Origin of the sequence: Erwinia sp. JUb26 (assembly GCF_003751505.1) — a bacterium.
In the GTDB taxonomy this organism is placed as follows: domain Bacteria; phylum Pseudomonadota; class Gammaproteobacteria; order Enterobacterales; family Enterobacteriaceae; genus Erwinia.
The window spans coordinates 218268-244622 of sequence record NZ_RJVB01000004.1 but is presented as its reverse complement, the minus strand read 5'-3'; the positions used below and the strand labels follow the sequence as shown (position 1 = coordinate 244622).

21 protein-coding genes are annotated in these 26355 nt (G+C 62.4%); 8 read left to right on the top strand and 13 right to left on the bottom strand.

Annotated elements, in window-relative coordinates; genetic code table 11:
* Positions 1-328: 328 nt before the first annotated feature.
* From EC836_RS12660 to EC836_RS12630, 7 genes are all read left to right on the top strand, one after another.
* Positions 329-2386, top strand: coding sequence for a hydantoinase/oxoprolinase family protein (locus tag EC836_RS12660; protein ID WP_123333575.1), 2058 nt, complete (start codon positions 329-331; stop codon positions 2384-2386).
* The gene (locus tag EC836_RS12655; protein ID WP_123333573.1) at positions 2383-4404 is read left to right on the top strand and encodes a hydantoinase B/oxoprolinase family protein; all 2022 of its coding nucleotides are present in this window, start codon (positions 2383-2385) and stop codon (positions 4402-4404) included. The genes EC836_RS12660 and EC836_RS12655 overlap by 4 nt, the downstream gene beginning before the upstream one ends.
* A complete protein-coding gene (locus EC836_RS12650) occupies positions 4397-5473 on the top strand; it encodes a PotD/PotF family extracellular solute-binding protein (protein ID WP_123333571.1) in 1077 nt (358 codons plus the stop codon). The genes EC836_RS12655 and EC836_RS12650 overlap by 8 nt, the downstream gene beginning before the upstream one ends.
* The gene (locus EC836_RS12645; protein WP_123333569.1) at positions 5470-6564 is read left to right on the top strand and encodes an ABC transporter ATP-binding protein; all 1095 of its coding nucleotides are present in this window, start codon (positions 5470-5472) and stop codon (positions 6562-6564) included. The genes EC836_RS12650 and EC836_RS12645 overlap by 4 nt, the downstream gene beginning before the upstream one ends.
* Entirely contained in the window at positions 6548-7411 is an 864-nt protein-coding gene (locus tag EC836_RS12640; RefSeq protein WP_199735139.1) for an ABC transporter permease, read from the top strand. The genes EC836_RS12645 and EC836_RS12640 overlap by 17 nt, the downstream gene beginning before the upstream one ends.
* A complete protein-coding gene (locus tag EC836_RS12635) occupies positions 7404-8222 on the top strand; it encodes an ABC transporter permease (protein WP_123333567.1) in 819 nt (272 codons plus the stop codon). The genes EC836_RS12640 and EC836_RS12635 overlap by 8 nt, the downstream gene beginning before the upstream one ends.
* Before the next feature lie 124 nt (positions 8223-8346).
* Positions 8347-9957 carry an ABC transporter ATP-binding protein gene (locus tag EC836_RS12630; RefSeq protein WP_123333565.1) on the top strand — a complete coding sequence of 537 codons (1611 nt, stop codon included), beginning with the start codon at positions 8347-8349 and terminating at the stop codon, positions 9955-9957.
* Here the strand turns inward: EC836_RS12630 and EC836_RS12625 are convergent.
* From EC836_RS12625 to EC836_RS12595, 7 genes are read right to left on the bottom strand one after another with little or no spacing between them, the layout of a single operon-like run.
* Entirely contained in the window at positions 9940-10758 is an 819-nt protein-coding gene (locus EC836_RS12625; RefSeq protein ID WP_123333563.1) for a sulfurtransferase, read from the bottom strand. The genes EC836_RS12630 and EC836_RS12625 overlap by 18 nt on opposite strands.
* Entirely contained in the window at positions 10755-11723 is a 969-nt protein-coding gene (locus tag EC836_RS12620; protein WP_123333948.1) for an ornithine cyclodeaminase, read from the bottom strand. The genes EC836_RS12625 and EC836_RS12620 overlap by 4 nt, the downstream gene beginning before the upstream one ends.
* A gap of 8 nt (positions 11724-11731) precedes the next feature.
* Positions 11732-12730, bottom strand: a complete 999-nt coding sequence (locus EC836_RS12615; RefSeq protein ID WP_123333561.1) for a 1-aminocyclopropane-1-carboxylate deaminase/D-cysteine desulfhydrase — start codon at positions 12728-12730, stop codon at positions 11732-11734.
* Positions 12727-14133 carry a M20 family metallopeptidase gene (locus tag EC836_RS12610; protein WP_123333559.1) on the bottom strand — a complete coding sequence of 469 codons (1407 nt, stop codon included), beginning with the start codon at positions 14131-14133 and terminating at the stop codon, positions 12727-12729. The genes EC836_RS12615 and EC836_RS12610 overlap by 4 nt, the downstream gene beginning before the upstream one ends.
* The gene (locus tag EC836_RS12605; RefSeq protein WP_123333557.1) at positions 14130-15044 is read right to left on the bottom strand and encodes an ABC transporter permease; all 915 of its coding nucleotides are present in this window, start codon (positions 15042-15044) and stop codon (positions 14130-14132) included. The genes EC836_RS12610 and EC836_RS12605 overlap by 4 nt, the downstream gene beginning before the upstream one ends.
* A 1-nt stretch (position 15045) precedes the next feature.
* A complete protein-coding gene (locus tag EC836_RS12600; RefSeq protein ID WP_123333555.1) occupies positions 15046-15906 on the bottom strand; it encodes an ABC transporter permease in 861 nt (286 codons plus the stop codon).
* Positions 15903-17396, bottom strand: a complete 1494-nt coding sequence (locus EC836_RS12595) for an ABC transporter substrate-binding protein (RefSeq protein ID WP_123333553.1) — start codon at positions 17394-17396, stop codon at positions 15903-15905. The genes EC836_RS12600 and EC836_RS12595 overlap by 4 nt, the downstream gene beginning before the upstream one ends.
* 164 nt (positions 17397-17560) lie before the next feature.
* Here EC836_RS12595 and EC836_RS12590 point away from each other — a divergent pair, with 164 nt between their 5' ends.
* The gene (locus tag EC836_RS12590; protein ID WP_123333551.1) at positions 17561-18226 is read left to right on the top strand and encodes a GntR family transcriptional regulator; all 666 of its coding nucleotides are present in this window, start codon (positions 17561-17563) and stop codon (positions 18224-18226) included.
* On the opposite strand, the gene fhuB is transcribed toward EC836_RS12590, so the two are convergent.
* The 6 genes from fhuB to EC836_RS12560 form a co-directional block, all read right to left on the bottom strand.
* Positions 18223-20145 (bottom strand): Fe(3+)-hydroxamate ABC transporter permease FhuB, encoded by a 1923-nt coding sequence (fhuB, locus tag EC836_RS12585; protein WP_123333549.1) that lies wholly within the window; start codon positions 20143-20145, stop codon positions 18223-18225. The genes EC836_RS12590 and fhuB overlap by 4 nt on opposite strands.
* Positions 20142-21026 carry an ABC transporter substrate-binding protein gene (locus tag EC836_RS12580; RefSeq protein WP_123333547.1) on the bottom strand — a complete coding sequence of 295 codons (885 nt, stop codon included), beginning with the start codon at positions 21024-21026 and terminating at the stop codon, positions 20142-20144. The genes fhuB and EC836_RS12580 overlap by 4 nt, the downstream gene beginning before the upstream one ends.
* Positions 21026-23374, bottom strand: coding sequence for a TonB-dependent siderophore receptor (locus EC836_RS12575; protein WP_233599306.1), 2349 nt, complete (start codon positions 23372-23374; stop codon positions 21026-21028). Before EC836_RS12575 ends, EC836_RS12580 begins: the two co-directional genes overlap by 1 nt.
* Before the next feature lie 79 nt (positions 23375-23453).
* The gene (locus EC836_RS12570) at positions 23454-24491 is read right to left on the bottom strand and encodes a FecR domain-containing protein (RefSeq protein ID WP_158612787.1); all 1038 of its coding nucleotides are present in this window, start codon (positions 24489-24491) and stop codon (positions 23454-23456) included.
* A complete protein-coding gene (locus EC836_RS12565) occupies positions 24475-24987 on the bottom strand; it encodes an RNA polymerase sigma factor (protein WP_123333544.1) in 513 nt (170 codons plus the stop codon). The genes EC836_RS12570 and EC836_RS12565 overlap by 17 nt, the downstream gene beginning before the upstream one ends.
* Before the next feature lie 294 nt (positions 24988-25281).
* The gene (locus tag EC836_RS12560; RefSeq protein WP_370347623.1) at positions 25282-26127 is read right to left on the bottom strand and encodes a sugar phosphate isomerase/epimerase family protein; all 846 of its coding nucleotides are present in this window, start codon (positions 26125-26127) and stop codon (positions 25282-25284) included.
* Positions 26128-26355: the final 228 nt, after the last annotated feature.

Sequence of the window (26355 nt, the reverse complement as noted above, 5' to 3'; positions counted from 1 at the left end):
ATAAAAGCTCCTGATAGTTAAAATCATCGACAAGGGGTGTTTTAAGCTCTTTTATCACAACAAATGATTTTAACGTCAAGTCTACCATAAGAGTTGTTTTAACGCCTTTAAAAGCGATAAATCCATCATAAAAGCTTAGATTAAGCCCCTTAAATCTATTGTTAGTGATATTTCATCTCAGCATCCGTTAAGTGAAGAATCCACTTCATGCGTTTTTCGGCAAAGCTAAGTCATTTTTGTTATTCGTGAAATCCGGCAAATCAAGGGAGATTAAGGGGTTACGGACCATACCGATTATCTCAGTGACTTGTAATGCAGGAGAAGTAAGGTGGATAACAGCCCCGCAGCCGGCGCAACCGTCGGCGTGGACGTCGGCGGAACCTTTACCGACTTTGTTCTATTTGATCCGCAGCGCCAGCAGCGTTTTTACCATAAACAACCCAGTACGCCCGCCGATCCTGCCCTGGCCGTCAGTGAAGGGCTTCAGGCGGTCCTGCAAAAAAGCCAGCTGCCGGCCAGCGCGCTGTCGCTGGTACTGCACGGCACCACGCTGGGGCTGAATGCCATTATCCAGCGCCGCGGGGCGGATATTGCCCTTGCGATCACCACAGGATTTCGCGATGTGCTGGAGATTGCCCGCGCCCGTATGCCGTCCTCGTTCGATTTTCACGCCGATCGCGAAGCACCGTTTTTACCGCGCCGTCGCGTGGTGGAGATCCCGGCGCGTTTCAGCCCTGAGGGTGAGGTGACGCAGTGGCCGACCGAGGCCGCGCTGGCACAGGCTGCCGAAGAACTGGCCGCGTTGAACGTCAGCGCGGTGGCGCTGGTGACCATCAATGGCTACGCCAACCCGGCGCGGGAAGCGGAACTGGCGGCAGCACTGGCGGCCAGGCTCGGCAATGTGCCGGTACTCTCTTCAGCGCAGCTGTGGCCGGAAATTCGCGAGTATGAACGTACGCTGGTGGCCGGGCTTAACGCCTATATCCAGCCGCTGATGCAGCGCTACTTTACCCGTCTTAACACATTGCTGACCGGGCAGGGGATTGAGGTTCCATTATTGATCACCGCCTCTAACGGCGGCGTGCTGCCGCTGGATGCCGCTCAGCAGCGCCCGGTGGATACGCTACTGTCGGGTCCGGCCTCCGGGGTCACGGCAGCATCGCGGCTTGCCGCAGGTCGCGGGTTCGTTTCCTTCGATATGGGTGGCACCAGCAGCGATATTTCGCTGTCGGCAGAAGGGGAAATCGAGCGGGTAAACCGCACCGAAATCGGCGGCCTGCCGCTGATCCTGCCGGTGGTCGGCGTATCGGCCATCGGCGCAGGCGGTGGCTCGCTCGTGCAGGTGGATGAATACGGCATCCTGAAAGTCGGGCCGGAAAGCGCCGGAGCCGATCCCGGACCGGTGGCCTACCGGCGCGGCGGCACGCAGCCGACGCTGACCGACTGCTATCTGGTCAGCGGCATCCTGTCTGCTGAAAACCGCCTGGCGGGCAGTATCGAACTGGACCGTGAAGCCGCCACGCGCGCACTTCAGCAAACAGGAGAAACGCTGGGGATGGATGCTGCTGAGGTTGCACGCGGTGCGATTGCGGTGGCGACGGCCCAGATGGCCACCGAGCTGAACAAGGCGCTGGCGCAGCGCGGTCTTGCCTCCGATGAGCTGACGCTGATCCCGTTTGGCGGCGCAGGCCCGACGCATGCCAACTTCTTCGCCGCCGAAGCGGGACTGCGGCGTATTCTGGTGCCGCTGCGCCCGGGAACATTCTGCGCCGACGGCGCTATCGGTGCAAATATCCGGCGAGATTTTGTCCGCAGCCTGCGCATTCAGCTCACGGCGGGCAGCTGGCGCAAAATCGCCGCCACGCTTGAAGACCTGCATCAGCTGGCCGAAGGCTGGTTTACTCAGCAGGCCCGCCGCCTCAGCAGCCGGGTTGATTACGGCGTGGAAGCGGATATGCGCTATGTCGGGCAGGCCTACGAGCTCAGCGTGAGCCTCGGTTCTCCGCAGGACGTCACGCTGGAACAGCTCAAGACCAGATTCCAGCAGCTGCACCGGCAGCGCTACGGCTTTATTACCCCGGAAGCCGCCGTTGAGCTGACGACTCTGCGCCTGTATCTGAATGCGGCGCTGCCGCAGCCGGAGGACAAACCGTTCGATGCGCAAACGGCCCACGTTGCCCCGGCGAGTCGGTCGATTTTCCTTGCCGACGGCTGGGCGGATGCCGCGATCTGGCAGCGTGAGAATCTGTGCACCGACAGCGTCATTCAAGGCCCGGCGGTCATCGAACAGGATGACACCACCACGGTGATTTTACCGGGCTGGACGGCGAATCCCGATGCCCACGGTAATCTGTTGATCGTCCGTATTCCGGGAGGCACGGCATGAAGCTTGATGCGATTACGCTTGAAATCCTCAACCAGAAACTGACCGCGCTGACGGAAGAGATGTGCCATATTCTGCAGCGTACCGGCCGCACGCTGTACGTGAAAGAAACCGCCGACTTCTGCTGCGCGGTGGCGGATTTGCAGGGGCGTTTTTTTGCCTATCCCAAAGGCATTGGGGTGTCCGGCTTCGTCGGGCTGAATGCCCTGACGGCGATGTCCGCCGTCGGTGAAGTGGCTCCTGGGGATGTGATCCTGACCAACGATCCGTGGCGCTCACGGGGGCTGGCCACCCATATTCCCGACCTGCAGCTGCTGGCCCCGTGGTTTATTGACGGTGAGCTGGTGGCATGGGGCTGGGCATTCCTGCACGCCTCAGACGTTGGCGGGCGCGTACCGAGCAGCATCTCGCCCACCAATAGCGATATCTACCAGGAAGGATTGCAGATCCCACCGGTGAAGCTGCTGCGCGCCGGGGAGCTGAATCGCGATGTGATGGCGATCCTCACCGCCAACAGCCGCACCCCGGAGGCGATTAGCGGCGATATTCAGGCGATGCTGGCGGCGCTGAATGCGGGCCGCGAGCGTCTGAGCCGGATTACCTCACAGCACGGTGTTACGGCGGTGCGCCAGGCACAGCAGGATTTGCAGGCTTACTCGGCGGCGCGTGCGCGACAGGTGCTGAAAACCATTCCCGACGGCGTCTATCAGTTTGAAGACTATCTGGATGATGCCGCAGGCAGCGGCCTGCCGGTACGGCTGGCGATAACCGCCACCTTCACTGACGGCCAGGTCCACCTGGATTTTACCGGCAGCGACGCGCAGGTGGCGGCCGCCATCAATATTCCCAGCCACGGCGATCCCCACGCGTGGCTGACGCTGCGAATCCTTGCGCTGGTGTGCACGCTGGATAAAACGGTGCCGCTGAATGCAGGTCTGCTGGCTCCGGTTACGCTGTATGCACCACCGGGCTCACTGGTCAATCCGCACTATCCGGCCGCGGTGGGTGTGCGCCATGCGGCGGCGGTACGGGTAAACGACCTGCTGAACGGACTGCTGGGCCAGCCGCTGCCCGACGTGATGCCTGCCGCCAGCGGCGGAACCATTATCCCGCTGGTGATTGCCGAATCGGCGCGTCACGGCCGGGAACAGAATGTGCAGGTGATTGAGCCGCTGGTTGGCGGCGGCGGCGGGCGGGCAGGGCGCGACGGCATCGATGGCCGCGATAACAGCATCTCCAACCTGGCGAACAACCCAGTCGAGATGGTAGAGGCGGAAACCCAAATCGAAATTCGCCAGTACGCGCTGCGGCCCGGTTCCGCAGGCGCGGGTCAGTGGCGCGGCGGTATGGGCCAGCAGATCCGCGTGCGGATTTTACAGGACGACAGTACCCTGTTGGCGCGCGGCCTGGAACGTATGCTGTTCCAGCCGTGGGGTGTGCAGGGCGGTCAGTCCGGTGCGCCCACCACGCTGACCCTCAATCCTGACAGCCCCGAGGCGAAAAAACTCGGCAAAATCGATCTGCTTAGCGTCAACCGTAGCGATGAAGTGCTGCTGCAAACCCCGGGCGGCGGCGGCTGGGGCGATCCCTGGCTGCGCGATCCTCTCGCGGTGCAGCGGGATGTCGATAACCAGTTGCTGACCGTCGAACAGGCGCTGCGGCACTACGGCGTAGCGATCGGCGCACAGGGCGTTGATGACGCCGCCACGGCAGCCGCGCGCAGCCAGCCGCGCCACGCCGATAATGCAACGTCTGACGCGCGGACCAACTGGCTGAGCGTGTTTGACAGTGCCGCACTGACCCGGTTGAACGGGCTGCTGTATCCGCTCAGCCCGGCCGAACGGCAGCGCCATAAGCAGGCGGTCTTTGCCGCCGCGCTGGGCAGCCTGCCGGAAAATTTCCCCCGTTCTGTTTCTGCCGATCCTACCCCTGCGCGGCGTGCATTTGCCGACGCGCTGGAAAGGCTGGCGGAGCAGCTTGCCGTTTCAGAGACCTCAATACCAGGAGACAACAATGCCTAATATTCATCATAAAAAACGTCTGCTCGCCGCGCTGGTGGGCATCTTTATCGGCCACGCCGCCGTTGCGGCCGAGGACAGCCATTCTGTGGTCGTGGGCGTATACGGCGGAGACTGGGAAAAAAACATCCGCGCCTCCGGCCTTGAGCAGTTTGCCAAAGATAATCACCTGAAGCTCACCATCGTGCCGGGCGCAGATGCGGAATGGTTTGCCAAACTGCGTGCCGCCAAGGGACGCCGCGCGCCGTATGACGTGGTGGTGTTCCAGCCCGATACCGTCCAGCGCGCGCAGGCCGCAGGGCTGTTGCAGCCGCTGGATGCCAAAGATATCCCGAACCTGAACAACCTGTATAAAACCGTGCAGTCGCGTTTTGTTTACGATAATCAGACCTATGCCGCCGCGTTCAGCCTCGGTCAGCTGGGCCTGGCCTACCGCACCGATCTGGTGAAAAACCCGCCGAAAAGCTGGCTGGATCTGTGGAACCCGGAATATAAAGGCCACGTTGCTATCTCCTCACCGACCTATGCGGCCGGGCTGCAGTTCTTTGCCGGTCTGGTTCATGCGCTCGGCGGCGAGCTGAACCAGCCTGCGGCGGTGGACAAGGCGTTCAGCAAACTGCAGGATCTGCGCGGCAATGCCGTGGCGTTCCCCGACAGTCCGGGTGCGATTCAGACGCTGCTGGAGCGTGGCGATGCGTGGGTGGTGCCGTACTGGGACGGCCGGGTCTTTGCGCTGAAGCAGCAGGGGATGAAGATTGATTTTGTCTATCCGTCGGACGGCCCGGTGGTGGGTGCGGCAAACTGGGTGATCCCGAAAGGCGCACCTAACCTTACCAACGCCTACAAGCTGGTGAATGCCATGTCCGCCCCCGAGGTGCAGAAAGCGTTCTCGGATAAATCACTGTACGGCATGACCAACAAAGACGTGCAGTACAGCGACAGCCTCAAGAGCCAGGTGAAGGTGGGTGAAGAGGCCTACAGCAAGCTGATCTGGATCGACTACAGCACGGCCACCCCGCAGCTGGCCGACTGGACCCGTCGCTGGAGCCAGGCGCTGGGCGGTAACCAGTGAGTTCTGTCGTCATCGACGGCGTGGCGCGGCAGTTTGACAACCACCGCGCGCTGAATGACGTCAGCCTGACCATCGCGCAGGGGGAGTTTTTCTCCCTGCTCGGGCCGAGCGGCTGCGGTAAAACCACCCTGCTTAACATCATCGCCGGTTTTCTCGCCCCGAATCAGGGGCAGATTTTACTGGGCGGCAGGGAGGTGACCGCGCTGCCGCCCTACCAGCGCAATATCGGTATGGTGTTTCAGAACTACGCGCTGTTCCCTCATCTGAGCGTGGGGGACAACGTGGCGTTTGGCCTGAAGGTGCGTAAAGTTTCCCGCAGCGAGCAGGAGAAACGCGTGGCCGATGCGCTGCGGCTGGTCCGACTGGAAGGGCTGGCGCAGCGTATGCCGCATCAGCTTTCCGGCGGGCAGCAGCAGCGTGTAGCGATTGCCCGCGCGCTGGCGATTGAACCCCAGGTGCTGCTGTTGGATGAACCGCTGTCCAACCTGGATGCGCGGCTGCGTAAAGAGATGCAGGACGAGCTGCGGGCGATCCAACAGCGCGTCGGTATCACCACCATCCTGGTCACGCACGATCAGGAAGAGGCGCTGACGCTGTCGGATCGTATCGGCATCCTCGGCCACGGCGAGCTGCAGCAGGTCGGTACCCCGGCGGCGCTGTATCGCCAGCCCGCCAACCGCTTTGTGGCGGAGTTTATCGGCCAGGCCAATCTCTTTCCCGTCGCGGCACAGGGTGAGGAGTACGCCGCGCGCGAGCATTTTGTGGCCGACGGCGTGCCGCTGCGGCTGCGGGCGGCCACGGCGGTGAATGCGGATCTGCTGGTGGTTCGCCCCGAGCGCGTGCAGTACAGCGCTGAACCCGGTATCGCCGGAGTGAATGCCTGTGCCGCCGTGGTTAGAGAGGTCAGCTTTGCGGGCGCAACGCTGCGGCTGGCGTGCGATTTACCGGGCGGGGGAGAAATCCGCGTACAGCCCGCCGAGTCACACTTCGCCCGGCTGCCCGCGCCGGGTGACCGCTGCTGGCTGCACTGGCAGGCCGGAGATGTGATTGTTCTGCCGCAGCAGGCGCGGGGTGATGATGCGCACGCGTAACCTGTTTCCCTGGCTGATGCTGATGCCCTGCCTGCTGTTTCTGCTGCTGTTTTTACTGGTGCCGCTGCTGCTGCTGTTCGACCAGAGCCTGACCGATGTCGACGGCCTGCTCAATCCGCTGCCGGGATTCAGCCTGGCGCAGTACGTAACGATCTTCCGCGATCCCCAGTACCTGCACGCGCTCTGGACCACGCTGTGGGTGTCGCTGTTGACGGCGGCCATCACGGTGCTGCTCGCCTGGCCCGCCGCCTGGTTGCTGGTCAACGCCCGTCAACGTCACTGGCGCACGCTGCTGTACGTGGTGCTGATTTCACCGCTGCTGACCAGCGTGGTGATCCGCACCTTTGCCTGGATTGTGCTGCTGGCGCAGAACGGCCTTATTAACGGCTTTTTACTGTTTACCGGGCTGATCCCACAGCCGCTCAGCCTGCTGTGGAATATGAATGCGGTGGTGATCGCCTACGTACAGGTAATGCTGCCGTTTGCCGTGCTGCCGCTGATCACCTCGCTGAATGAGATTGCCCCCGCGCTGCGTCTGGCGGCGATGAGCCTGGGTGCCACGCCGGGGATGACCTTTCGCCGGGTGATCCTGCCGCTGACGCTGCCGGGAATGCTGACCGGTTTTATCATCGTCTTCTCGCTGGCCGCAGGCAGCTATATTACCCCGTTGCTGATTGGCGGACGCCTGCAGCCGCTGCTACCCATTGCGATTTATCAGCAGGCGATGCAGATTGCCAATCTGCCGCTGGCGGCGGCGCTGTCGCTGACGCTGCTGGTGATGACGCTGGCGGTGGCGGGCGTGGCCGGTATTTTCCTGAAACGCTGGGAGAAAAAAAATCATGGCTGATGTCTTACACCGTCTGTCGCTGCGGCTGAGCCGCCTGACCGTCACCCTTGCCGGTATCCTTGTTTACCTGTTTCTGGCACTGCCGGTCGTAGTGATCGTGCTGTCGGCGTTCAGCCCGGAACCTTACCCGCAGTTTCCGCCGCAGGGGCTGTCACTGCGCTGGTTTGAAGCGCTGTTGCAGGACCCGGCCTGGATTGAGTCACTGTGGGTCAGCCTGCTGCTGCTGGCGATTGTCACGCCGCTAACGGTGGTGCTGGGCACTTTTGCCGCCTGGTCGCTGGCGCGGCTTAATTTCCGCTACCGCGAGGCGCTACAGGCATTTATTCTGTCGCCGCTGATGATCCCGCAGGTGGTACTGGGCATCGCGCTGTTGTACGTGCTGACCGCCGCCGGGATCGCCGGAACGCTCAGCGGGCTGGCGATCGGCCATGCGGTGGTGGCGTTGCCCTACGTGGTGCGCACCGTCAGCGTCAGCCTGGCGGTGATGGATAAACGCCTTGAGTCGGTGGCGATGAGCCTGGGAGCCGGGCGCTGGTATACCTTTCGCACGGTGACGCTGCCGCTGATTAAACCGGGAATTTTAGCCGGTGCGGTCTTTGCCTCCGTCACCTCGTTTGGTGAGGTGTCGGTCAGCCTGTTTATGACCGCTCCCGGCACGATTACCGTCCCGGTGCAGGTCTTTAACTATGTCGACCAGACTTTCGATCCCACGGTAAACGCCATTTCGGTCATCTTTATCGTCATTGCCATCCTGCTCTTGATGGTAATTGAGAAAACCATTGGTCTGGTGAAACTCAATCAAACGGGATAAAAAATAAAACGCCTGACCCGATCGGGCTTATTCCATTCGGGTCAGAATGAAAACCTATTGTTCTTGAGGCGCTATTGCGCAGAATATATCATGTATTCTTTAAGCCTGAAGAGAACCTGCTCCGATGACGCATTCCCGCCTGCTGTCCGTTGAAAACCTGTCGCTGGAAACCCCCGACGGCCGCCTGCTGGTCGATAATGTCTCATTTCATCTTGACCAGCGGGAGATCTTGGCCCTGGTCGGAGAGTCAGGCTCAGGTAAGACGCTGACGTCGCTGGCTGTGATGGATCTGCTACCTGCGGGCGTGCAGAAAGCGGCGGGCGAGCTGAACTTTGCCGGCCAGCGGCTGGAAGCCGGCAACGTGCAATCGCTGCGCGGCTGCCGCATAGCGACGGTATTTCAGGAACCAATGTCGAGCATGAATCCCACGTTACGCATTGGTGAGCAGATCGCCGAAGTGCTGGTGCGCCATCGCCAGATGAGCTGGAAGCAGGCGCAGCAGGAGGCAATTGCTCTGCTGGATCGCGTGGGCATCGTCAATCCTGCGCTGCGCGCGCGGCAGTATATCCACCAGCTTTCCGGCGGCATGCGCCAGCGGGTGATGATTGCCAGCGCGATTGCCGGTCAGCCACAGCTGCTGATTGCCGATGAACCGACCACCGCGCTGGACGTCACCATCCAGGCACAGATTCTCAGTCTGTTGCAGGAACTTCAGCGGGAAATGGGCATGGGCATTCTGCTGATCACCCACGATCTGTCGGTGGTCGCCCGTTATGCCGACCGCGTCTGCGTTATGCAGCAGGGGCAGTTAGTGGAGCAGGGGGAAACGGTCGCCACGCTTGGCAACCCGGTTCATCCCTATACCCGCAGGCTGGTTGCCGCATCGGTGGCGCAGCTGCCGTCGCAGACCCCAGTCAAAACCCAGCCGCTGCTTGAGCTGAGCGCGCTGTGCAAAAGCTATCCGCTACCGCGCCCGCTGCCGTTCTGGCCCGCTAAGCGACAAACCGTGCTGCATCCGCTGGATCTCAGCATCGCAGAGGGCGAAATCGTCGGGGTCATCGGCGAGTCCGGCTCTGGGAAAACCACGCTGGGCAGCGCTGCAATTGGGCTGATTGAGGCCGATAACGGGGAGATCCGCTTTCAGGGGGAGGCGCTGCACGGGCGACAGCGTAAAATCCTGCGCCGCCACTGTCAGATCATCTTCCAGGATCCCTACTCAAGCCTGAATCCAAAGATTACCGTCGGCGAGCAGATTGCCGAGCCGCTGCGGGTCTGGCAGCTGCGCAAAGGCGAAGCGGCGGTGCAGGCCCGGGTCAAAGAGCTGTTAACGCTGGTGGGATTGCAGGAGCAGCATGCAGGTCGACTGCCGGGCGCATTCTCCGGCGGGCAGCGCCAGCGCATTGTAATTGCCCGCGCGCTGGCAATGGAACCGAAGCTGCTGGTGGCCGATGAAGCTGTCGCCGCGCTGGATTTATCGGTGCGCGGCCAGATCCTGGCGCTGTTTAACGAACTGCGCCACAAGCTGGGTTTATCGGTGCTGTTTATCAGCCACGACCTCAGCGCGGTGCGCCAGCTGTGCGATCGCATCGTGGTGATGTATCACGGTAAAGTGGTGGAAGAAGGGATGACAGAGCAGGTCATCAGCCAGCCGCAGGATCCTTACACCCTGCAGCTGCTGGCCGCCGCGCCCGATGTCCATCAGGCGCTGGCACAGCGCTCAGCTGCCGCGCAGTAGCGGCAGTTCGGGGTGTTCGGCCCATTCGTGCCATGAGCCGACGTACACTGAAACATCGTTGAATCCCGCCCGTTTCAGCGCGGCCAGCACCGTAGCCGCCCGCGCACCGCGATGGCAGTAAACCTGCAGTTTTGCCTCTTCGCGCAGCCCGGCAACAAGCGCGCGCTGGCGGATTTCCTCCGGCGGCAGGAAATGCCCCCCGGCCACCACATCCTCCCAGAACAGCAGCGTGGAATGCGGAATGCGCCCCGCGCGCGGGCAGCAGTCGTGGGCAAAGCTGCCGTCGAACTCGCTGGGGCGGCGGGCATCAACGTTAATCACCGCAACGCCGTCGGCCTCCTCCACCTGCTGACGGGTGCAGACCAAATCCCGGTTCCAGAACGGCGCTTCTGCCACCGACTGATGCGCGATCGTCCGGCTTAACCCCTGCCCGGCGGCGGTTGCAAACCCGGCTTCTCGCCAGGCCTCAATGCCGCCGTCCAGGATCAGCGCATCCTCATGGCCGAGAAGCCAGGCAAACCAGGCTCCGCGCGGTGAACGCATGCCGACCTGACTCTCAAAAAAGACCGGCGTGGCGCCGGGATAGGAGGCCAGCAGCGGTTCGAGCGCGGTGGCGGCCTCAGCGGCCATCAGCGCCAGCCCCGCCTCGGTGCTGTCGGCAATAAAATAGTCATACACGTTACAGTGTAACGCGCCGGGTATCGTGGCCTGCTGCCATTCGGCGGCATCGCGCACGTCAATCAACAGAAAGTGCTCGCCGCGCGACTGGCGCAGGTGTAGCGCTTGAGCTGAGATAATCATTGAAGTGCTCCCGTAAACAGCGACTGCCGTTGCCCGACGCCGTCCCGCTCCGCAGCCTGCAGCACGCGGGCGGCAAGGGCGATATCGAAAACGTTCAGGCCAAAGGAAGAGAAATAGACGCTCTCATCCGCTGCGGCGCGCCAGCCGTCCAGCAGCAGCGCGGCCAGATCGGCGGCCACCTCCTGCGGCTGAAACAGCCCGGCGCGGTACATCTGGAACAGGCTCTTGGCGCTGCGTTCGGCAAAATCGCCCCACGCGTCCACCACCACCCGATCGCTGGCGCGAATGACGTCAAAGCTTACCTCGTGGTAGCCCACCTGAATCACAATCCGCCCGGGACGGACGGCGGCCTCGGTTAACATCGGCCGGTCCGCACTGGTGCAGGTAATCACCGCGTCATACGGCTGTGCCAGCGCCCGATCAAGGTCGGTTTCCACCGTCAGGTCGGCGGCGGGGGTGATTTTACCGGGGGTGCGATTCCAGACGCCAATCTGCGCCAGGCCCGGGAACAGCTGCCTGAGCATCTGCAGATGAGCCTGTGCATGGATACCGCTGCCGAGCAGCAGCACCCGCTTCACCGGCTGCGGCGCGGCGTGCTGTAATGCCAGCGCGGTGACGGCGGCGGTGCGTGCGGCGGTTAACGCGCCGCTGGCCAGCAGGCCGCGCGGCACGCCGTTCTGCGCATCGTTAATCAGCGTCACGGCTAGCGCGGCGGGGAGGGCATCCGGCCGCAGCGGCCGGTGCGCCGTCCACTTCACCCCGGCGGCATTGAAGCGGCCTCCGACGCGGGCGGGCAGCGCATAGGCTTTGCCCAGCGGCGTGGCGAGGTCGACGGCGTTCTCGGCGGGCATCTGCGCCTCGCCGAGCCGCATCAGCTTCACCACCTCACGAACATCCTCCAGCGCCAGCGCCACGTCTGCGCCGCCCAGCCGGGCGACGTCAGCGTCATTAAGGACGCGCAGCATGCCGTCCACTACTGCTCCAGCAGGCGATCGGCGAACGGATAAAGCGCCGGGGAACCGCCGCAGTGAATAAAGGTGACGCGCGATCCCTGCGGGATTTTCCCCTGCTCAACCAGCGAAAACAGCCCGTGCATCGCCTTGCCGGTATACACCGGATCTAACAGCACGCCTTCCGACTGCGCGAGTTTGTAGATCGCCTCAATGCCACCGTCCGACGGCACGCCGTAGGCCTGGCCGACATAGCCATCCTCAATCCAGATATCTTCCGGCTGCCATTGCTGCGGCCACTGCAGCAGGTTAGCGCAGTCCTGTGCCATCCCGGCAATGCGCGGCTGGAACCAGTCGGCTTTCGCACTGACGCTGATACCCACGACACGGCTGTCGGGCCAGTAGCGGCGGGTGCCCACGTGCAGCCCGGCCAGCGTGCCGCCGGAACCGGTCGGCGCCACGATAAAGTCCGGGGCGGCGGTGCCTGTTGGCTCCAGCTGTGCGGCAATCTCTTCCACCGCGCGCACGTAGCCCAGCGCCCCCAGCGGCGTCGCGCCGCCGAGCGGGATAATCAGCGGGGTTTCGCCGTTGGCAACGGCCTTATCGGCATGCGCCTGCATCGCCCCTTCGATCTGGGTGAAGTAGCCGTCCGGATCAAGAAACTGCACTTCGGCCCCGAACAGCTTGTCCAGCAGCAGGTTACCCTGCCAGCTGGACGGCGGGTTGCCGCGCAGCACCAGCACCGGACGCATACCAAACTTGCGTGCCGCCGCGGCCACCATGCGGGCATGGTTCGACTGATGCCCGCCGGTAGTGATCACCACATTGACCCCGGAACGGCGGGCCTCGGCCATCAGATATTCCAGCTTGCGGACCTTATTACCCCCGCCGCCGAAGCCGCTGTAGTCATCGCGTTTAATGCTCAGCGTAATCCCCAGCGCCTCGCTGAGCCGGGGTAGCGGCTCAAGCGGGGTGGGGAAGAAGCCGAGCGGAACGCGTTCGAACTCTTCAACTGATTTCATGGTTTTTTACCTGTTTTAATAGTCTTTGGTGTTTCCCTGGTGTGGCGCGCGACCCGGCCAGAGGCCGGATCATTGAATCCTGTGAGCCAGAGGCTCAGCGACTGCTGGAAGCGTTCGAGTCCTTCCAGCGTGACAAACTCATTCACGGCGTGGGCGTTACCGCCGTGGCCCAGCCCGCCGATCAGAAAGGCCGGGGCAACCGCCGCGAAGGCGTAAGCGGGCGCGCAGCCCGGCGCCCACGGCCAGATTTGCGGCGTGGCGTTCAGCGCCCGATAGCTGGCGATCAGCGCATCCACGCCGTTGGCGCTGCGGGCGAAGCGAATCCCGGGGTAGCTGTCGAACAGTTCAAGTTCACTCCCGGCCAGAACCGGCTGCACCAGCCGCTGGCGGGCGCGTTCGATCATCGCGTCCTGGTCAAAGCCCGGCGGAATGCGAAACGCCAGCTCCGCACTGGCACGATACGGGATCACCCCACGGCCGCCGGGCGGATCGCTGTGCAGCTCGGCGAGGGTCAGCACGGCGCTGCCGAGCAGCGTCTGCAGGCAGCTCAGGGTGTCGCCTTCGATCATCAGCCGCTGGCTGCGGCGAAAACGTAATTCATCTTCCAGGCTGAAGGATTCGGCAAGCGCGGCCAGCAGCAGGTTCGCTTCCTCGTCCGGCATCAGGCGGCCCAGCACGCCGCTGTCGGCGGCGGGGGCAATGGCGTTCAGCGCATTGACCAGCTGCCACGCGGGGCTGGCAATCCATCCGGCGTTGCTGGCGTGAATTGCGGAAGACGGCCCGCCCCATTCGCCGCCGCTGACGCTTAAACGGCCCGTTGCCAGCCCGGTAAAGCCGAGGTAAACGCGCGGTGCACCGCCGCCGTATTCGCACAGCGACGGAAACAGCACCGCCTCGGCAGGCGCGATCGGGCAGGGCTGCTGTGCCAGATAGCGGCGCAGGGTGCCGCTGCCCACTTCCTCTTCGCCTTCCAGCAGAATTTCAATATTGAAGTCCAGCCGCCGCTGCTGCTGAAGCTCGCAGAGCAGGATCAGCATCGCGGCAACCGGGCCTTTATTATTTTCGGCACCGCGCCCGACAAACACCCGGCCCAGTTCGGGCCAGTCGCAAAGGCCACCCACAAACGGGGGCACGTCCCAGCCGCTGTCGTCGGCGGGCATCACGTCGTACATGTTGTAAAGCACCACGGTGCGCTCAGCGCCGTTATCAATACGCACGTGAACCAGCGGCGGCGTGTCGTGCGACTGTGCAGCCACCGGCAGCACCACGGCGGCACCGAGCCGGTCGACCATCCACTGCTCCAGCCAGGCGGCCAGCCCGCGCTGTGCTTCCTTCTCACCCGCGACGCTGCGCCAGCGGGTCAGTTCACTCAGCAGGTCCAGGGTGGCATTGAGGCGGCTCATAAGCGGATCCTCGGGTTCAGCGCCAGATACAGCAGGTCGATCAGCAGATTAATCACCACAAACACCAGCGCGGCTAGCAGCACGATAGCCTGCACCAGCGGGAAGTCGCGGTTCTGGATCGCCTGAATCGCCAGCCGGCCGATGCCCGGCCAGGCGAAGATAATTTCCGTGACCAGCGCGCCGCCCAGCAGCGAGGCAAAATACATCCCCTGTACGGTAATCACCGGGATCAGCGCATTGCGCAGGCCGTGGCGCACGACAATGCGCCAGGCGCTCAGGCCTTTGGCGCGGGCGGTGCGGATATAGTCCGTTTGCAGCACGTCCAGCAGGCTGGCGCGCGTCAGCCGCGCCACCGCGCTCATGTAGAACGCGCCAAGGCTGATGGCGGGCATCACCAGCGCGGCCGCGGTGCCGTAGCCGCTGGAGGGCAGCCACTGTAACTGCAGGCTGAACAGCAGGATCATCAGCAGCCCGAGCCAGAAAACCGGGATTGCCTGGCCGCTGAACGCCACCAGGCGGCACAGCAGATCCAGCCAGCTGTGCGGGCGCAGGGCGCTGACGATGCCCAGCAGCAGGCCCAGCACCGAACTCCAGGCCAGCGCGCTGACCGCCAGCAGGGCGGTGGCCGGTAGCCGTTCGCCGATCAGCGCCAGCACCGGCTGGCTGTAGCGCAGCGACTCACCGAAATCCCCGTGCAGCACGCCGTTAAGATAGTGGCCGTACTGCCACAGCAGCGGGCGATCGAAGCCCATGCTGTGGCGAAACGTATCAATTTCCTGCTGGCTGGAGCCGGGCGGCATCATCAGCGCAGCGGGATCGCCGGTAATATGCAGGCTGAAGAAAATCAGCAGCGAGACGCCGAACATCACCAGCAGCGACTGGCCGATGCGGTTGAGCAGCAGGTTCAGCATCTTAATCCAGCCTCGTGTGCGTGCGGCGCAGCAGGGCATCGCCCAGCAGGTTGCAGCCAATCACCAGAGCGGCAATCACCAGCCCCGGATAGAGCACCAGCCACTGCGACAGCAGCATATAGGAGCGCCCTTCACCAATCAGATTGCCCAGCGTCGGCGTGGGTGGCTGAATGCCCATGCCGAGAAAACCGACCGAGGCTTCCAGCACGATCAGCCGGGGAATATCCAGCGTCAGCAGCACCACCAGCGGGGTAAACAGATTCGGCAGAATGTGGCGGAACAGGATGCGCAGGGTTGAAAAATCCATCGCCCGCGCCGCCTGTATATATTCCAGCTCGCGGATTTCCAGCGTTTTAGCGCGGGCCACGCGGGCATAGATCGCCCAGCTGGTGCAGCCCATAATCACAATGATATTGGTCAACGACGCCCCCATCAGGGCAATCACCAGCAGGATCAGCAAAATAAACGGAATGGCCAGCTGGATGTCAATCAGCCGCATCAGCAGCGCATCGACCCAGCCGCCGAGGTAGCCGGCAATCATCCCCAGCGTGGTGCCAATCACCGCCCCGATCAGCGCCGACAGCACCACCACCACCAGCGAAAGCCGCGTACCGGAAAGTATGCGCGACAGCAGATCGCGGCCCAGCTGGTCGGTGCCCAGCCAGTGGGTGCCCTGCGCGCCGGGGCTACCCGGCGGCAGGAAGATTTCCAGCAGATTATTACTTAACGCATCGGGCAGAGGCAGCCACGGCGACAGCAGTGCGGCGGCGATAACCGCGATCAGCAGGGTCGCGCCAATCACGGCATCCCCATAGATCAGTCGCCTTGGGCGACGGCGCAGCACGGCGGTCGGTGCGATCATTTCAGCCTCAGGTCATACAGGGGGATGCGGGCATCCACGCGGCCTTTGAACACCAGCGAATTGCTGTGCGCGTAGAGGGTATCCTCGCGATACAGCGGCAGCAGCGGCTGCTGGTCGGCGACGCGCTGCTGGATCTGTTCCAGCACCTTTTTACGCGCTGCGGGATCAACAATCTGGCGGCTCTGGTCCAGCAGCTTATCGAGTTCGGCATCATGCACGGTGGAGTACGGCTCGCCGCTGCGCAGGATCGGGAACAGCGCGGCGTCGGCATCCAGGGTCTGCGTTGAGCCCCAGGCCAGCATATAAACCGGAGCCTGCTTCTGCGCCGCCACCTGCTGGGTGTAGACCGACCACTCCGGCACTTCCAGCTGGGCTTTCACGCCGATGGCCGCCAGATCCTGCACGATGGCCTGCGCCACGTCGGCGCTGGCGATATAGCGGCGCGGTGCCTGGAAGCGCAGGGTGAAGCCGTTCGGGTAACCGGCTTCCGCCAGCAGGTACTTCGCTTTTGCCACGTCCTGTACGGTTGAAGGCACCGGCAGATAGCCAAAGTCATTCGCCCCGGCGGTGGTGCCGGTCGGCGTACCGAATCCGTGCAGAAGCTGCTGGGTATAGGCCTGGCGGTTCAGCGCCAGCGACAGGGCCTGGCGAACGCGCACGTCGTTAAGCGGTTTTTCCTCATCCTTCAGACCAAGATAGATGGTCAGGCCACCGCCTTTCACCTGCTCCAGTTCCACGTTCGGGCGATTTTTCAGCGCCGGAACCAGATCGGCCGGTACGTTCTCAATCAGCTGGACTTCGCCGGTCAGCAGCGCGGTAAGGCGCGCGGTCGCTTCCGGGATCGGACGCCAGGTGACCTTATCGATGGTCGGTTTGCCGCGCCAGTAGGTGTCATTGGCAACCATCACCACTTTTTCATCCGGAATAAAGCTTTCCAGCCTGTAGGCACCGCTGCCGACCGGCTTGCGGGCAAACTCGCTGGCCCCGACTTTCTTCACGTAGGCAGGCGGGACGATATAGGCCGGATAGCGGCTCATCCGCGTTGGCAGCAGCGGATCCGGGCCGTTGGTGGTAATGCGGACCTGATTATCGCCGACCGCCTCAACGGATTTAATCGTGCGAATGTAGGAGATGGTGGGCGCGTGGTTAGCGGGGTCGAGAATACGGTCGATGGAGAACTTCACCGCTTCGGCATTCACCGGCTCGCCGTCGGTAAACTTCACGCCCGGGCGCAGGGTGAACAGCCAGGTGGTGGCGTCCACCGCTTTCCATTCGGTTGCCAGGCCCGGCTGCAGCGACATGTCGTCCCCGCGACGTACCAGGGTATCGAAGATATTATCCACCAGCGTGGCGGATTCTTTCAGAAAACCGGGATCCATCGCTGTGGCGGATGCCGCCTGGCCAATGGTGATCTCCGCCGCCTGCACACCGGCGGGCAGCAGAGCAAAAAGCAATGCGGTAGTGGCAAACTTCACTGCAGGTAGTCTCATAACGTTTTCCCAAATTGCCATCGGCAAGGTAGTGAAAAGAGTGAATACTGTGAGGACAATGCTGTGTTTTTGTAATACATGATATATCCTATAATCAGGTTGAGTAGCAATAAAACATTAAAATTAAATAACCATTTGCGATATCCGGGAAAGGACTAAACAGCATGATTGAGATGGAAAAAGCGCAGCGAATGAGCCTGACCGCGCAGATTGAATCCACGCTGCGCAGCGCGCTGATTGTGGGGAAGTTGAAGCCGGGTGCCAGGCTGGTGACCCGCGATCTGGCGGCACAGCTGGGGACCAGCATCACGCCGGTGCGCGAAGCGCTGCTGCGTCTGGTTTCCGCCGGGGCGCTGGACGCCACGCCCGCGGCGGCGTTTCTGGTGCCGGAGATCTCGCTGGCGCGCTATCAGGAGATTACGCTGATCCGTAAGCAGCTTGAAGGGTTGGCGGTAAGGACCGCCGCGCCGCTGGTGACAAAAAAGCAGCTGACGGCGTTAAAAAAACTCTGCACGCGCTTTATGCAGGCCAAGCTGAACGGTGACGTTGAAACGGCGCTGGAAGCCAACCGCGCGTTTCGGTTTACGCTCTACGCCTGTGCGAAAATGCCGACGCTGGAGGCGATCATCGAGCAGCTGTGGGTGCAGATTGGCCCCTGCTTTAACTACCTCTACCCGCAGTCAACGGAGATGGCGCAGGGGCATCATAACTACGACCTGCTGCTGGACGCGTTAGAGACGGGCGATGGGGAAACCTGCGAAAAGCTGATTCTGAAAGCGATCGATGACGGCGCGGAAATCCTCACCGACCACTATTTCAAAAAGGCCTAGCGGCTCGCCTTCCTGGAAAACTGCCACAGAAACCAGGGCGCACCGATAAATGCGGTGAGAAGCCCGGCGGAAACCGGCCAGGGCCAGGCGATATTGCGCCCCAGCCAGTCGGCCAGCACCATCAGCGTTCCGCCAATCAGCGCGGCGGCACAAAGCTGATGTCGCAGCGCCCGCGCGCCCAGCGACCTGGCGCACTGCGGGGCCAGCAGGCCGATAAAGCTCAGCGGCCCCACCAGCAGCGTCCCGGCGGCGGTGAGCAGGGATATCAGCAGCAGCACCAGCAGGTTAGTCCGGCGCAGGCTGACTCCCAGCGACTGCGCGGTCAGTTGGCCGAGGCCGAGCAGCTGCAGCCAGCGCTGCATCAGCAGCGCCAGCGGGCACAGCACGGCAGCGGCAATCACCGATTCAACGGCCATGTGCACGTCAATTCCGGCGGTGGAGCCGGTGCTCCAGTTCAGCAGCATCAGCGCACGCGGATCCCCGCTCAGCATCAGGATCGTATTCAGCGCGCCGGCGAGGCTGGTCAGGCTCAGGCCGATCAGCACCACCTTCTGCGGGTTAAACCGGCTGCGTGCGCCAAATACAAACAGCAGCAGCATCACCAACAGGCTGCCCACGATTGCCGATGGCAGCATAAAGGTCATCGGCAGCGGCGTCAGCAGCACGGTCAGCAGCACCGCCAGCGCGGCTCCGCTGCTGATGCCGGTCAGCTCCGGGCTGGCCATGACGTTGCCGGTCAGCCGCTGGATCAGCACGCCCGCACAGGCCAGCATCATCCCGGCACAGAGCGCACCGGTTATTCTCGGCCAGCGCCAGGCCAGCAGGTGTGAAGTCAGCGCGCCCGGCGGTTCCCGGTTAAGCCACAGCGAGGCGGGCAGCGCCAGCGCTAACAGCAGCAGCAGAATGCCCAGCTGACGGGTTTTAAAATCGGCGACGGCCGGGGCGGCAGGCTGCACGACGGGCGATCCCGTTACCCGCTGGCGTAACAGCAGTACCAGCAGCAGCGGTGCGCTGAGCAGGGCGGTGACCGCCCCCGCCGGAATATCCCCGGCGGCGGGGGAAAAATGCAGCGCCAGCTGATCGACCAGCGTCAGCATCACCGCGCCGGACATCACCGTGACGAAGAGCTGATGCTGAAAGCGCCGGATGCCGCTGGCCCTGACGATGGCAGGCGCGGCCAGGCCGATAAAGCTGATAATCCCCACCTGGCTGGTGATGATGGCGCTGAGCACCACCGCCACGCTCAGTGCCGCAATTCGCACCTTCACCACCGAAATCCCCAGCGCGCTGGCCTGCTGCTCCGACAGGCTAAGAACGGTCAGCGGCCTGTTCAACAGTAGGCTGATTAACAGTGCTGCGCACAGCGCGAACGCCAGAACGATACCGCTGCGCCAGCCGCTTTGCGTTAACGCGCCGGCCTGCCAGCTGAACAGATCGCTGAGGTAATCGTGATTAAAAAGCACCAGCAGGGTATTCAGCGAGTTGCCGTACAGGCTGAGCACCATCCCCACCAGGATCACGCTGAGCGGTGCGAAGCGACGACCGGCGGTGAGTTTCATTAACAGCAGAACGGCGATTGCCGAGCCGGAGAGCGCCAGAACGGGCAGGCCGAGGGTCAGTAGACCGGGCGCGAAGACCAGGGCGGCGGACATCGCCAGGTTAGCCCCGGCGGCCACGCCAAGCGTGCCCGGCTCCGCCAGCGGGTTTTGCAGCACCTGCTGAAACAGTAATCCGGCCAGCGCCAGGCCCGCGCCGCACAGCAGGCTGACCGCAACGCGCGGCAGAAAGCTCTGGTCCAGTAGCAGGCTTGAAAGCGACGGCGGGTAGCGTGCCATCAGCGCGAAATAATTGATCGCCACGCAGGCCAGCGCGGCGGCAAAGCAGAGAAGCAGAATAACGGCGGCGGTAACGGACTTCATTGCTCCGCCTCCAGCGCCCGGGTCATATCCCCGGCCAGCGCCAGCCCGGTCGCCAGTCCGCCAAACGGGAAAAAACGGTCCAGATGCGTGACGCGGTCACTTTTAAACAGCGGCAGCTGCTGCCACAGGCCGTCGGGCTGCCTGGCGCGCCTCAGCCGCGTCATCACCGTGGGCAGCTCGGTGTAAAACAGCCGGTCGCAGGGCAGATCCGCCAGTTCCTCGATGCGTACCCGGGCAATGTGCGCAGCGTTGACCGCTTTTTGCCAGGCGTTACGCAGGCCAAGCTGGCGGATAACCGCATCCGCCAGGCTGCCGCGGCCGTAGATCGTCGCGTACCTGCCGTCCTGATCCAGCACCATCACCAGCACCCGCGCCTGCTGGCGTGCCGCGAGACGCAGGCGTAAGTCGTTGAGTTCCTCCTCCACCTGCTGCAGCCAGCGCGCGGCGGCGGCCTCAGCGCCCAGCCGCGCCCCGGTTTGCTGCGTCCAGTCGTGCAGCGCCTGCCACGGATTGCCCGAGGCATACCAGGCCGTGACCGTTTCCAGCGGGGCAATGGCCGCCATTTTGGCCATCACCGGCGCGGATAGCACATCGCTGAGAATCAGCGAAGGCCCCAGGGCGTCGAGCAGTTCCATATTGGGTTCCCAGAACGGCCCGATGTCCTGCACGCCGGCAGGCAACGCCGGCTGCGGGATGCGCCGGCGAAAATAGCCGGTATCCGAAATCGCCAGCGGCGTCACGCCGATACTGAGCAGCGTTTCCGCCGCCGCCCAGTTAATCGCCACGATACGATGCGGATCCATCACTGGCAGACCCGCACGCGCCGCCAGCGGCAGCATCAACAGCATTTTCAGACAGCCACGGCGGCTAAACTCCGGCATCAGAAGTTCAGTTTCAACGAACCAATAAAGGTGCGCTCCTGACCCGGATAGCAGCTGGTATCGCCGTCGCAGGTGCCTACGTAGTGGCGATCGAACAGGTTCTGAACGTTAACGCCGACCTGGATATTTTTGTTCACCTGGTATTTCGCACCGGCATCCATCAGGGTGAAGTTCTTCACCTGGATGGTGTTGGCGTTATCACCGTACATGCTGCCGACGTAGCGCACGCCGGTGCTCAGCATCAGCCCGTCAAACACCCCCTGGTGGAAACCGTAGTTAATCCAGGCTGAGGCCATATTCTTCGGCACGTTCGCCTGCTGTTTCCCTTCGTCACCGTTGTTGCTTTTGGTGATTTCTGCATCGGTCCAGCTGTAAGACGCCAGCGCATCAAGGTTATCCGTCAGCTTCGCCTGGGTTTCCCACTCGATCCCACGGGAACGCACTTCGCCGGAGGCGACCTGATAGCCGGTTGCGCTGCCGTTGACGATCTCATTGGTCAGCACGTTGGATTTGGTGATTTCAAACGCGGCCAGGGTCATCAGCAGGTTGCTGTCCGGCTGGTATTTCACCCCCACCTCATACTGGTGCGCCTTGCTGGGATCGAAGGTGCGGTTCTGGCTGTCGGTGCCGCTGTTGGGCACAAACGACTCGGCGTAGCTGATGTACGGCGCCAGTCCGTTGCCGACCAGATACGTCAGCCCCGCACGGCCGGTCCAGGCGTCTTTATCGATCCACGAGGTGCTGCTGGTCAGGTTGTTCTGCGTGCGCATGCTGATATCGTCATGGCGCCCGCCCAGCGTTAACAGCCACTGGTCCGTCAGGTGGATTTGATCCTGCAGATAGACGCCCAGCTGCTGGGTGGTTTGATCGTTGTTGTTCACCGCGTTGGTCGGGTCAGCAATATCCAGCCCGTAGACCGGGTTGCTCAGGCTCAGGGCCGGTGCCACCGCGCTGAAGCGTTTGGCGTTCCCGTCCAGCCAGCTGTAATCCACCCCGGCCAGCAGCGTGTGCGCGACCGACGCCGTGTTGAAATCCATCTGCAGCTGGTTGTCGAGGTTAAAGGCCTTCATGTGCTCGTCAAACCGAATGGCGTTGCGCGAGACGCTGTCCGTAGTGAAGTCCGGATCGCCCGCCAGCAGGTTATTTAAGATCGTGTCGGTCTGGCCGTAGCGCAGGTTCTGGCGGAACTTGACGCTCTCAGTCAGCTGCTGGCTGAATTCGTAGCCAACGCTGTACTGCTCCTGGCGGAAGCGGTTGTAGCTGTAGTCACCCAGCAGCGTGTCGGTGGCTTTGCCGCCCGGCGTGGTGAGTACGGCAATGGTGCCGCCGGAGGTGTCGCGCAGGTAATCAGCGCGCAGGGTCAGGCTGGTGTCCGCAGAGGGGATCCAGGTCACCGTTGGCGCCAGGTAAACGCGGTTGTCTTCCACGTGCGGCCCGTCACGATACTGGAACTGGGTATCGCTGTCGCGCGCCAGGCCGACCACGCGATACAGCCACTCGCCGTCCTCGTCAAGCTTGTCGCTCATATCAAACTGCGCCTGGCGGCGGTTGAAATTCCCCAGCTGCACTTCCACTTCATGCACGCCGCGCGCGTCCGGCATTTTGCTGACGCGGTTGATGATCCCGCCCGCATCGCCCAGGCCAAACAACGTGGAAGAGGGACCACGGACAATATCCACACGCTCCAGCGCGTAGGGTTCGGTGCGGAAATAGCTGTAGCTGTTGTTCAGCTGGCGCAGACCGTCGCGATAGTCGTTGGTGGTCAGGGCGTTGAAGCCGCGAATGTAAATCCAGTCGTAGCCCTTGGGATCGACGCCGTAGGTTTCGGTTTTCACGCCCGGCACGTAGCGCAGCGCCTCGGTAACGGTCTGCACGTTCTGGCGATCCAGCTGCTGACGGGTAATTACCGACACCGACTGCGGCACTTCGATCAGCGGGGTATCGGTTTTGGTGGCGCTGAGGGTTTGCTGCGGCACGGCGTCGGTGTTATTCACGCTGGCGGTTACGGTCAGCGTGCCGTCACTCGAGGCAGAAGGGGTAATGGATACGGTGCCGCCGATCAGCTTCCACGCCAGGCCGCTGCCGCGGAGCACGCGGTCCAGGGCGCTTTCCAGCGACAGCGAACCGCTCACCGCCGGGGCCATTTTGCCGTCAAGCGATGCCGGAGCGGCAATCAGCTGAACGCCCGCCAGCCTTGCCAGCTGGTTCAGCGACGTTGACAGCGGCTGCACGGGCAGAGAAACCGACAGGGCTGACGCCGCGTAAGCGCTGCAGACCGGCAGCGCTGCCGCAATCATCACGGCAAGGTGCTGTGTACGAAACGAGCGTAGAGCAGAAAAAACGGCCATTCATAATCCCCAGATTTAAGATGAATAATAATCATTCTCTTCTGAAGACGCAGCGCACGGCTAAACCCTGACGTCCGTTTTAATTATTTTTTTGTTCAGCGGCGGATAAAACAATAGTTTGCTGATTTTTAATGGTTTTTATTTTCACCGGCAGCACCAGCGGCAGCGATTTCGCAAAGCTCGCGGCGCGGTCGGTGTCAAAACTCCCGCTCACCCTCAGCGCGGCAACGGTCGGTGAATCCGCTTTGATGGACACCTCGCCGTAGCGGGCAAACTCCGCCAGCGCCATGTCCAGCCGCGCGTTGTCCAGCACGATGCGGTCATCGCGCCAGGCGGCGATGCTGTCGGCAGGCAGGGGGGGTCGCTTAACCAGACGCCCTTCAGCATCGCCTGTCGCACGTTCGGAAGCGTGGAGCACGGCCAGATGCGCACGGGCCTGCGGCAGATGTAAATGCTGCATCGCCCGCCACCAGCCGTTTTGCCAGCTGCCGCGCGGGCCAACGCGCACCGCGCCGCTGCGGACCGCCACATCGGTGCCGTCGCCGCTCAGGGTATGCGGCAGGTAGCGCACGCTGAATTCGGTACCCACCACGGTCACGCGCGACGGGCCGCTAAACACCGCAAAGGGCTGCTGCGGGTTATGTGCCACCTGGAAAAAAGCCTGCCCCTGCGGCATCTCCACTTCCCGGCGGCGGGGATAATAGCGCACGGTCAGCTGCGTGCCGGCATCCAGCGAGATCCGACTGCCGTCGGGGAGATCGACGGTGCGCATCTCGCCGCGACCGGTCTGCCAGCTGGCGCTGTAAACCGGGGCGGCAAACTCATCGCGCAGCGGCAGCCACAGCACCGCCGCCAGCAGAACCAGTGCACAGCCGTACACCACCGGCCGCCAGAAGGTACGGCGAACGGGGGCAGGGCGCAGATGATCTACCGCTCCGGCGGGGATGGCCGCCGTTTGCTGCCACAGTCCCTTCAGGTCTTCATACTCTGCGCGGTGGGCCGGGGTTTGCAGCCAGCGCTGGAACGCCTCCTGTTCGCTCAGGCTCAGGCCTTCCTGCTGGCGAAGCAGCCAGCGGATTGCCTGTTCAGCTATTGCCTGCTTATCCTGCGTCGTCATTGTGACCTCCCTGTTTTTCATCCCGCCAGCTGTCACGGCTGGCGCGGCAGGCCAGCATGGCGCGAATAATGTGTTTTTCCACCATGTTGATTGAAATCCCCATGCTGGCCGCGACGTCACTCTGCGACTGGCCGTCAATGCGATGGCGGATAAAGGCTTCGCGGCAGCGGGGTGGCAACTGCTCAATGGCGGCGACGATGTGGTCAACATACTGCTGGTTTTCCAGCAGGCTGTCGGGCTGTTCGTGACCGGGTGCCGCCAGCTCGTCGGTATCCACATCCGGCGCATCTTCATGCTGTTTTTGCAGGCGATAGCGATCGACCAGCAGATTTCTGGCGATATGGTAAAGCAGGCCGCGGTGCGAGGAAACCTGTTCCGGAGAGGCCAGCGCGCGGCTGAACGTCTCCTGGGTGAGTTCTTCCGCCAGATGCTTATCCCGCAGTTTGCCGCTCAGAAAGCGGAACAGTTCGGTGTAGTAACGCTCAAACGCTGACAATGTGGCATCCCAACAACCGCAAATTTGTGCGGACATGAAAGAGAGACGGAGTATCTGAATGAAAATAGTTATCGTTCTTAACGACCGACGGCAATCATATAGTAATCATTGGGGAAAGGGCGAGTTAAAAGAATTCGCGGTTAACGCGGGTGCTGACCGGCCAACATCGCGCCAAACCCGTCGATAAAGGCGCGAACCTGCGGGATAAATAGCGGCGATCGGGATACATAACCGGGACGGTGTAGCGGGTTCGGACGGTATGCGGTCCCCGTTTCAGGGACCGCTCACCTGCGATTATTTCGGCAGGGTTTCCAGCGCGGCGCGCAGATTTTTCAGCGAGGTGGTGATGATGCTCCAGGCATCCTTAGGTTTATCGTGTTCGATGATAAACCACTTCACCCCGCTGGCCTTCGCGGCGGGCAGGATGGTTTTCCAGTCCAGCAGTCCTTCGCCCAGCGGCGCGAAGTTCATTTCGTCATCGCGGATGCCGATCGAGGCATTATCCTTGGCGTGAATGGCAAACACGCGGCCCGGATAGTCTTTCAGGATACGCGCGGGGTCCTGACCCCCGCGTGATACCCACGCCGCGTCCATTTCCAGCTTCAGGTTAGCGGGCTGCGAGTGCTTAAAGATGATCTCCAACGCGGTGACGCCGTCGTACTTCTTCATCTCAAAATTATGGTTGTGGTAGCCAAGCTGGATGCCGTCCTTTTGCAGCTTCGCGCCCAGCTTATCCAGCCGCTGCGCGTAGTCGATCCAGCCCTGGGTGCTGTCCGGGCGATCCTGCGGCTCAATCCACGGCACCACGATGGTACTGTTGCCAACCGCCTTGTTAAAGGCCACGGTCTGCTGATAGTCCTGCTCCAGCGCGCTGAGCTGAACGTGGGAAGAGGTGACCGTCAGCAGGTTTTTCTCCAGCAGCGCCTTCAGCTGCGCGGCATTCAGATCGTGCGTGCCGACCAGCTCCACGTGCTTAAAGCCAGCCTTGTGCGCCATCGCAAACTGCTCGGCTGGCGTGCCGACATTGCGCAGCGTGTACATCTGTAGCGCGATTTCATCATCCACCTGCGCCGCTGAAACAAAGCCCGACGCCGCGCCCAGAGCCGCCAAAAGACCCACCGTTGCCATCAACTTTTTCATCACTTTTCACCCTGTTATTAATATGTAATCGATTACAAACTACGATCAAAAGTAATCGATTACAAAATGCAGAAGTGATTTCTGTGATCGGGGTCATTATGCCGGGGAGGGGTACAGACGGTGCAGGAACCAATCAGGGACTGACCGATCTGGTGACATAGCCCTGCGCGAACATGAGCATTCCGGATGGATCGTTTAACAATGTAGTGCCCAGAATTGGTCGGATTA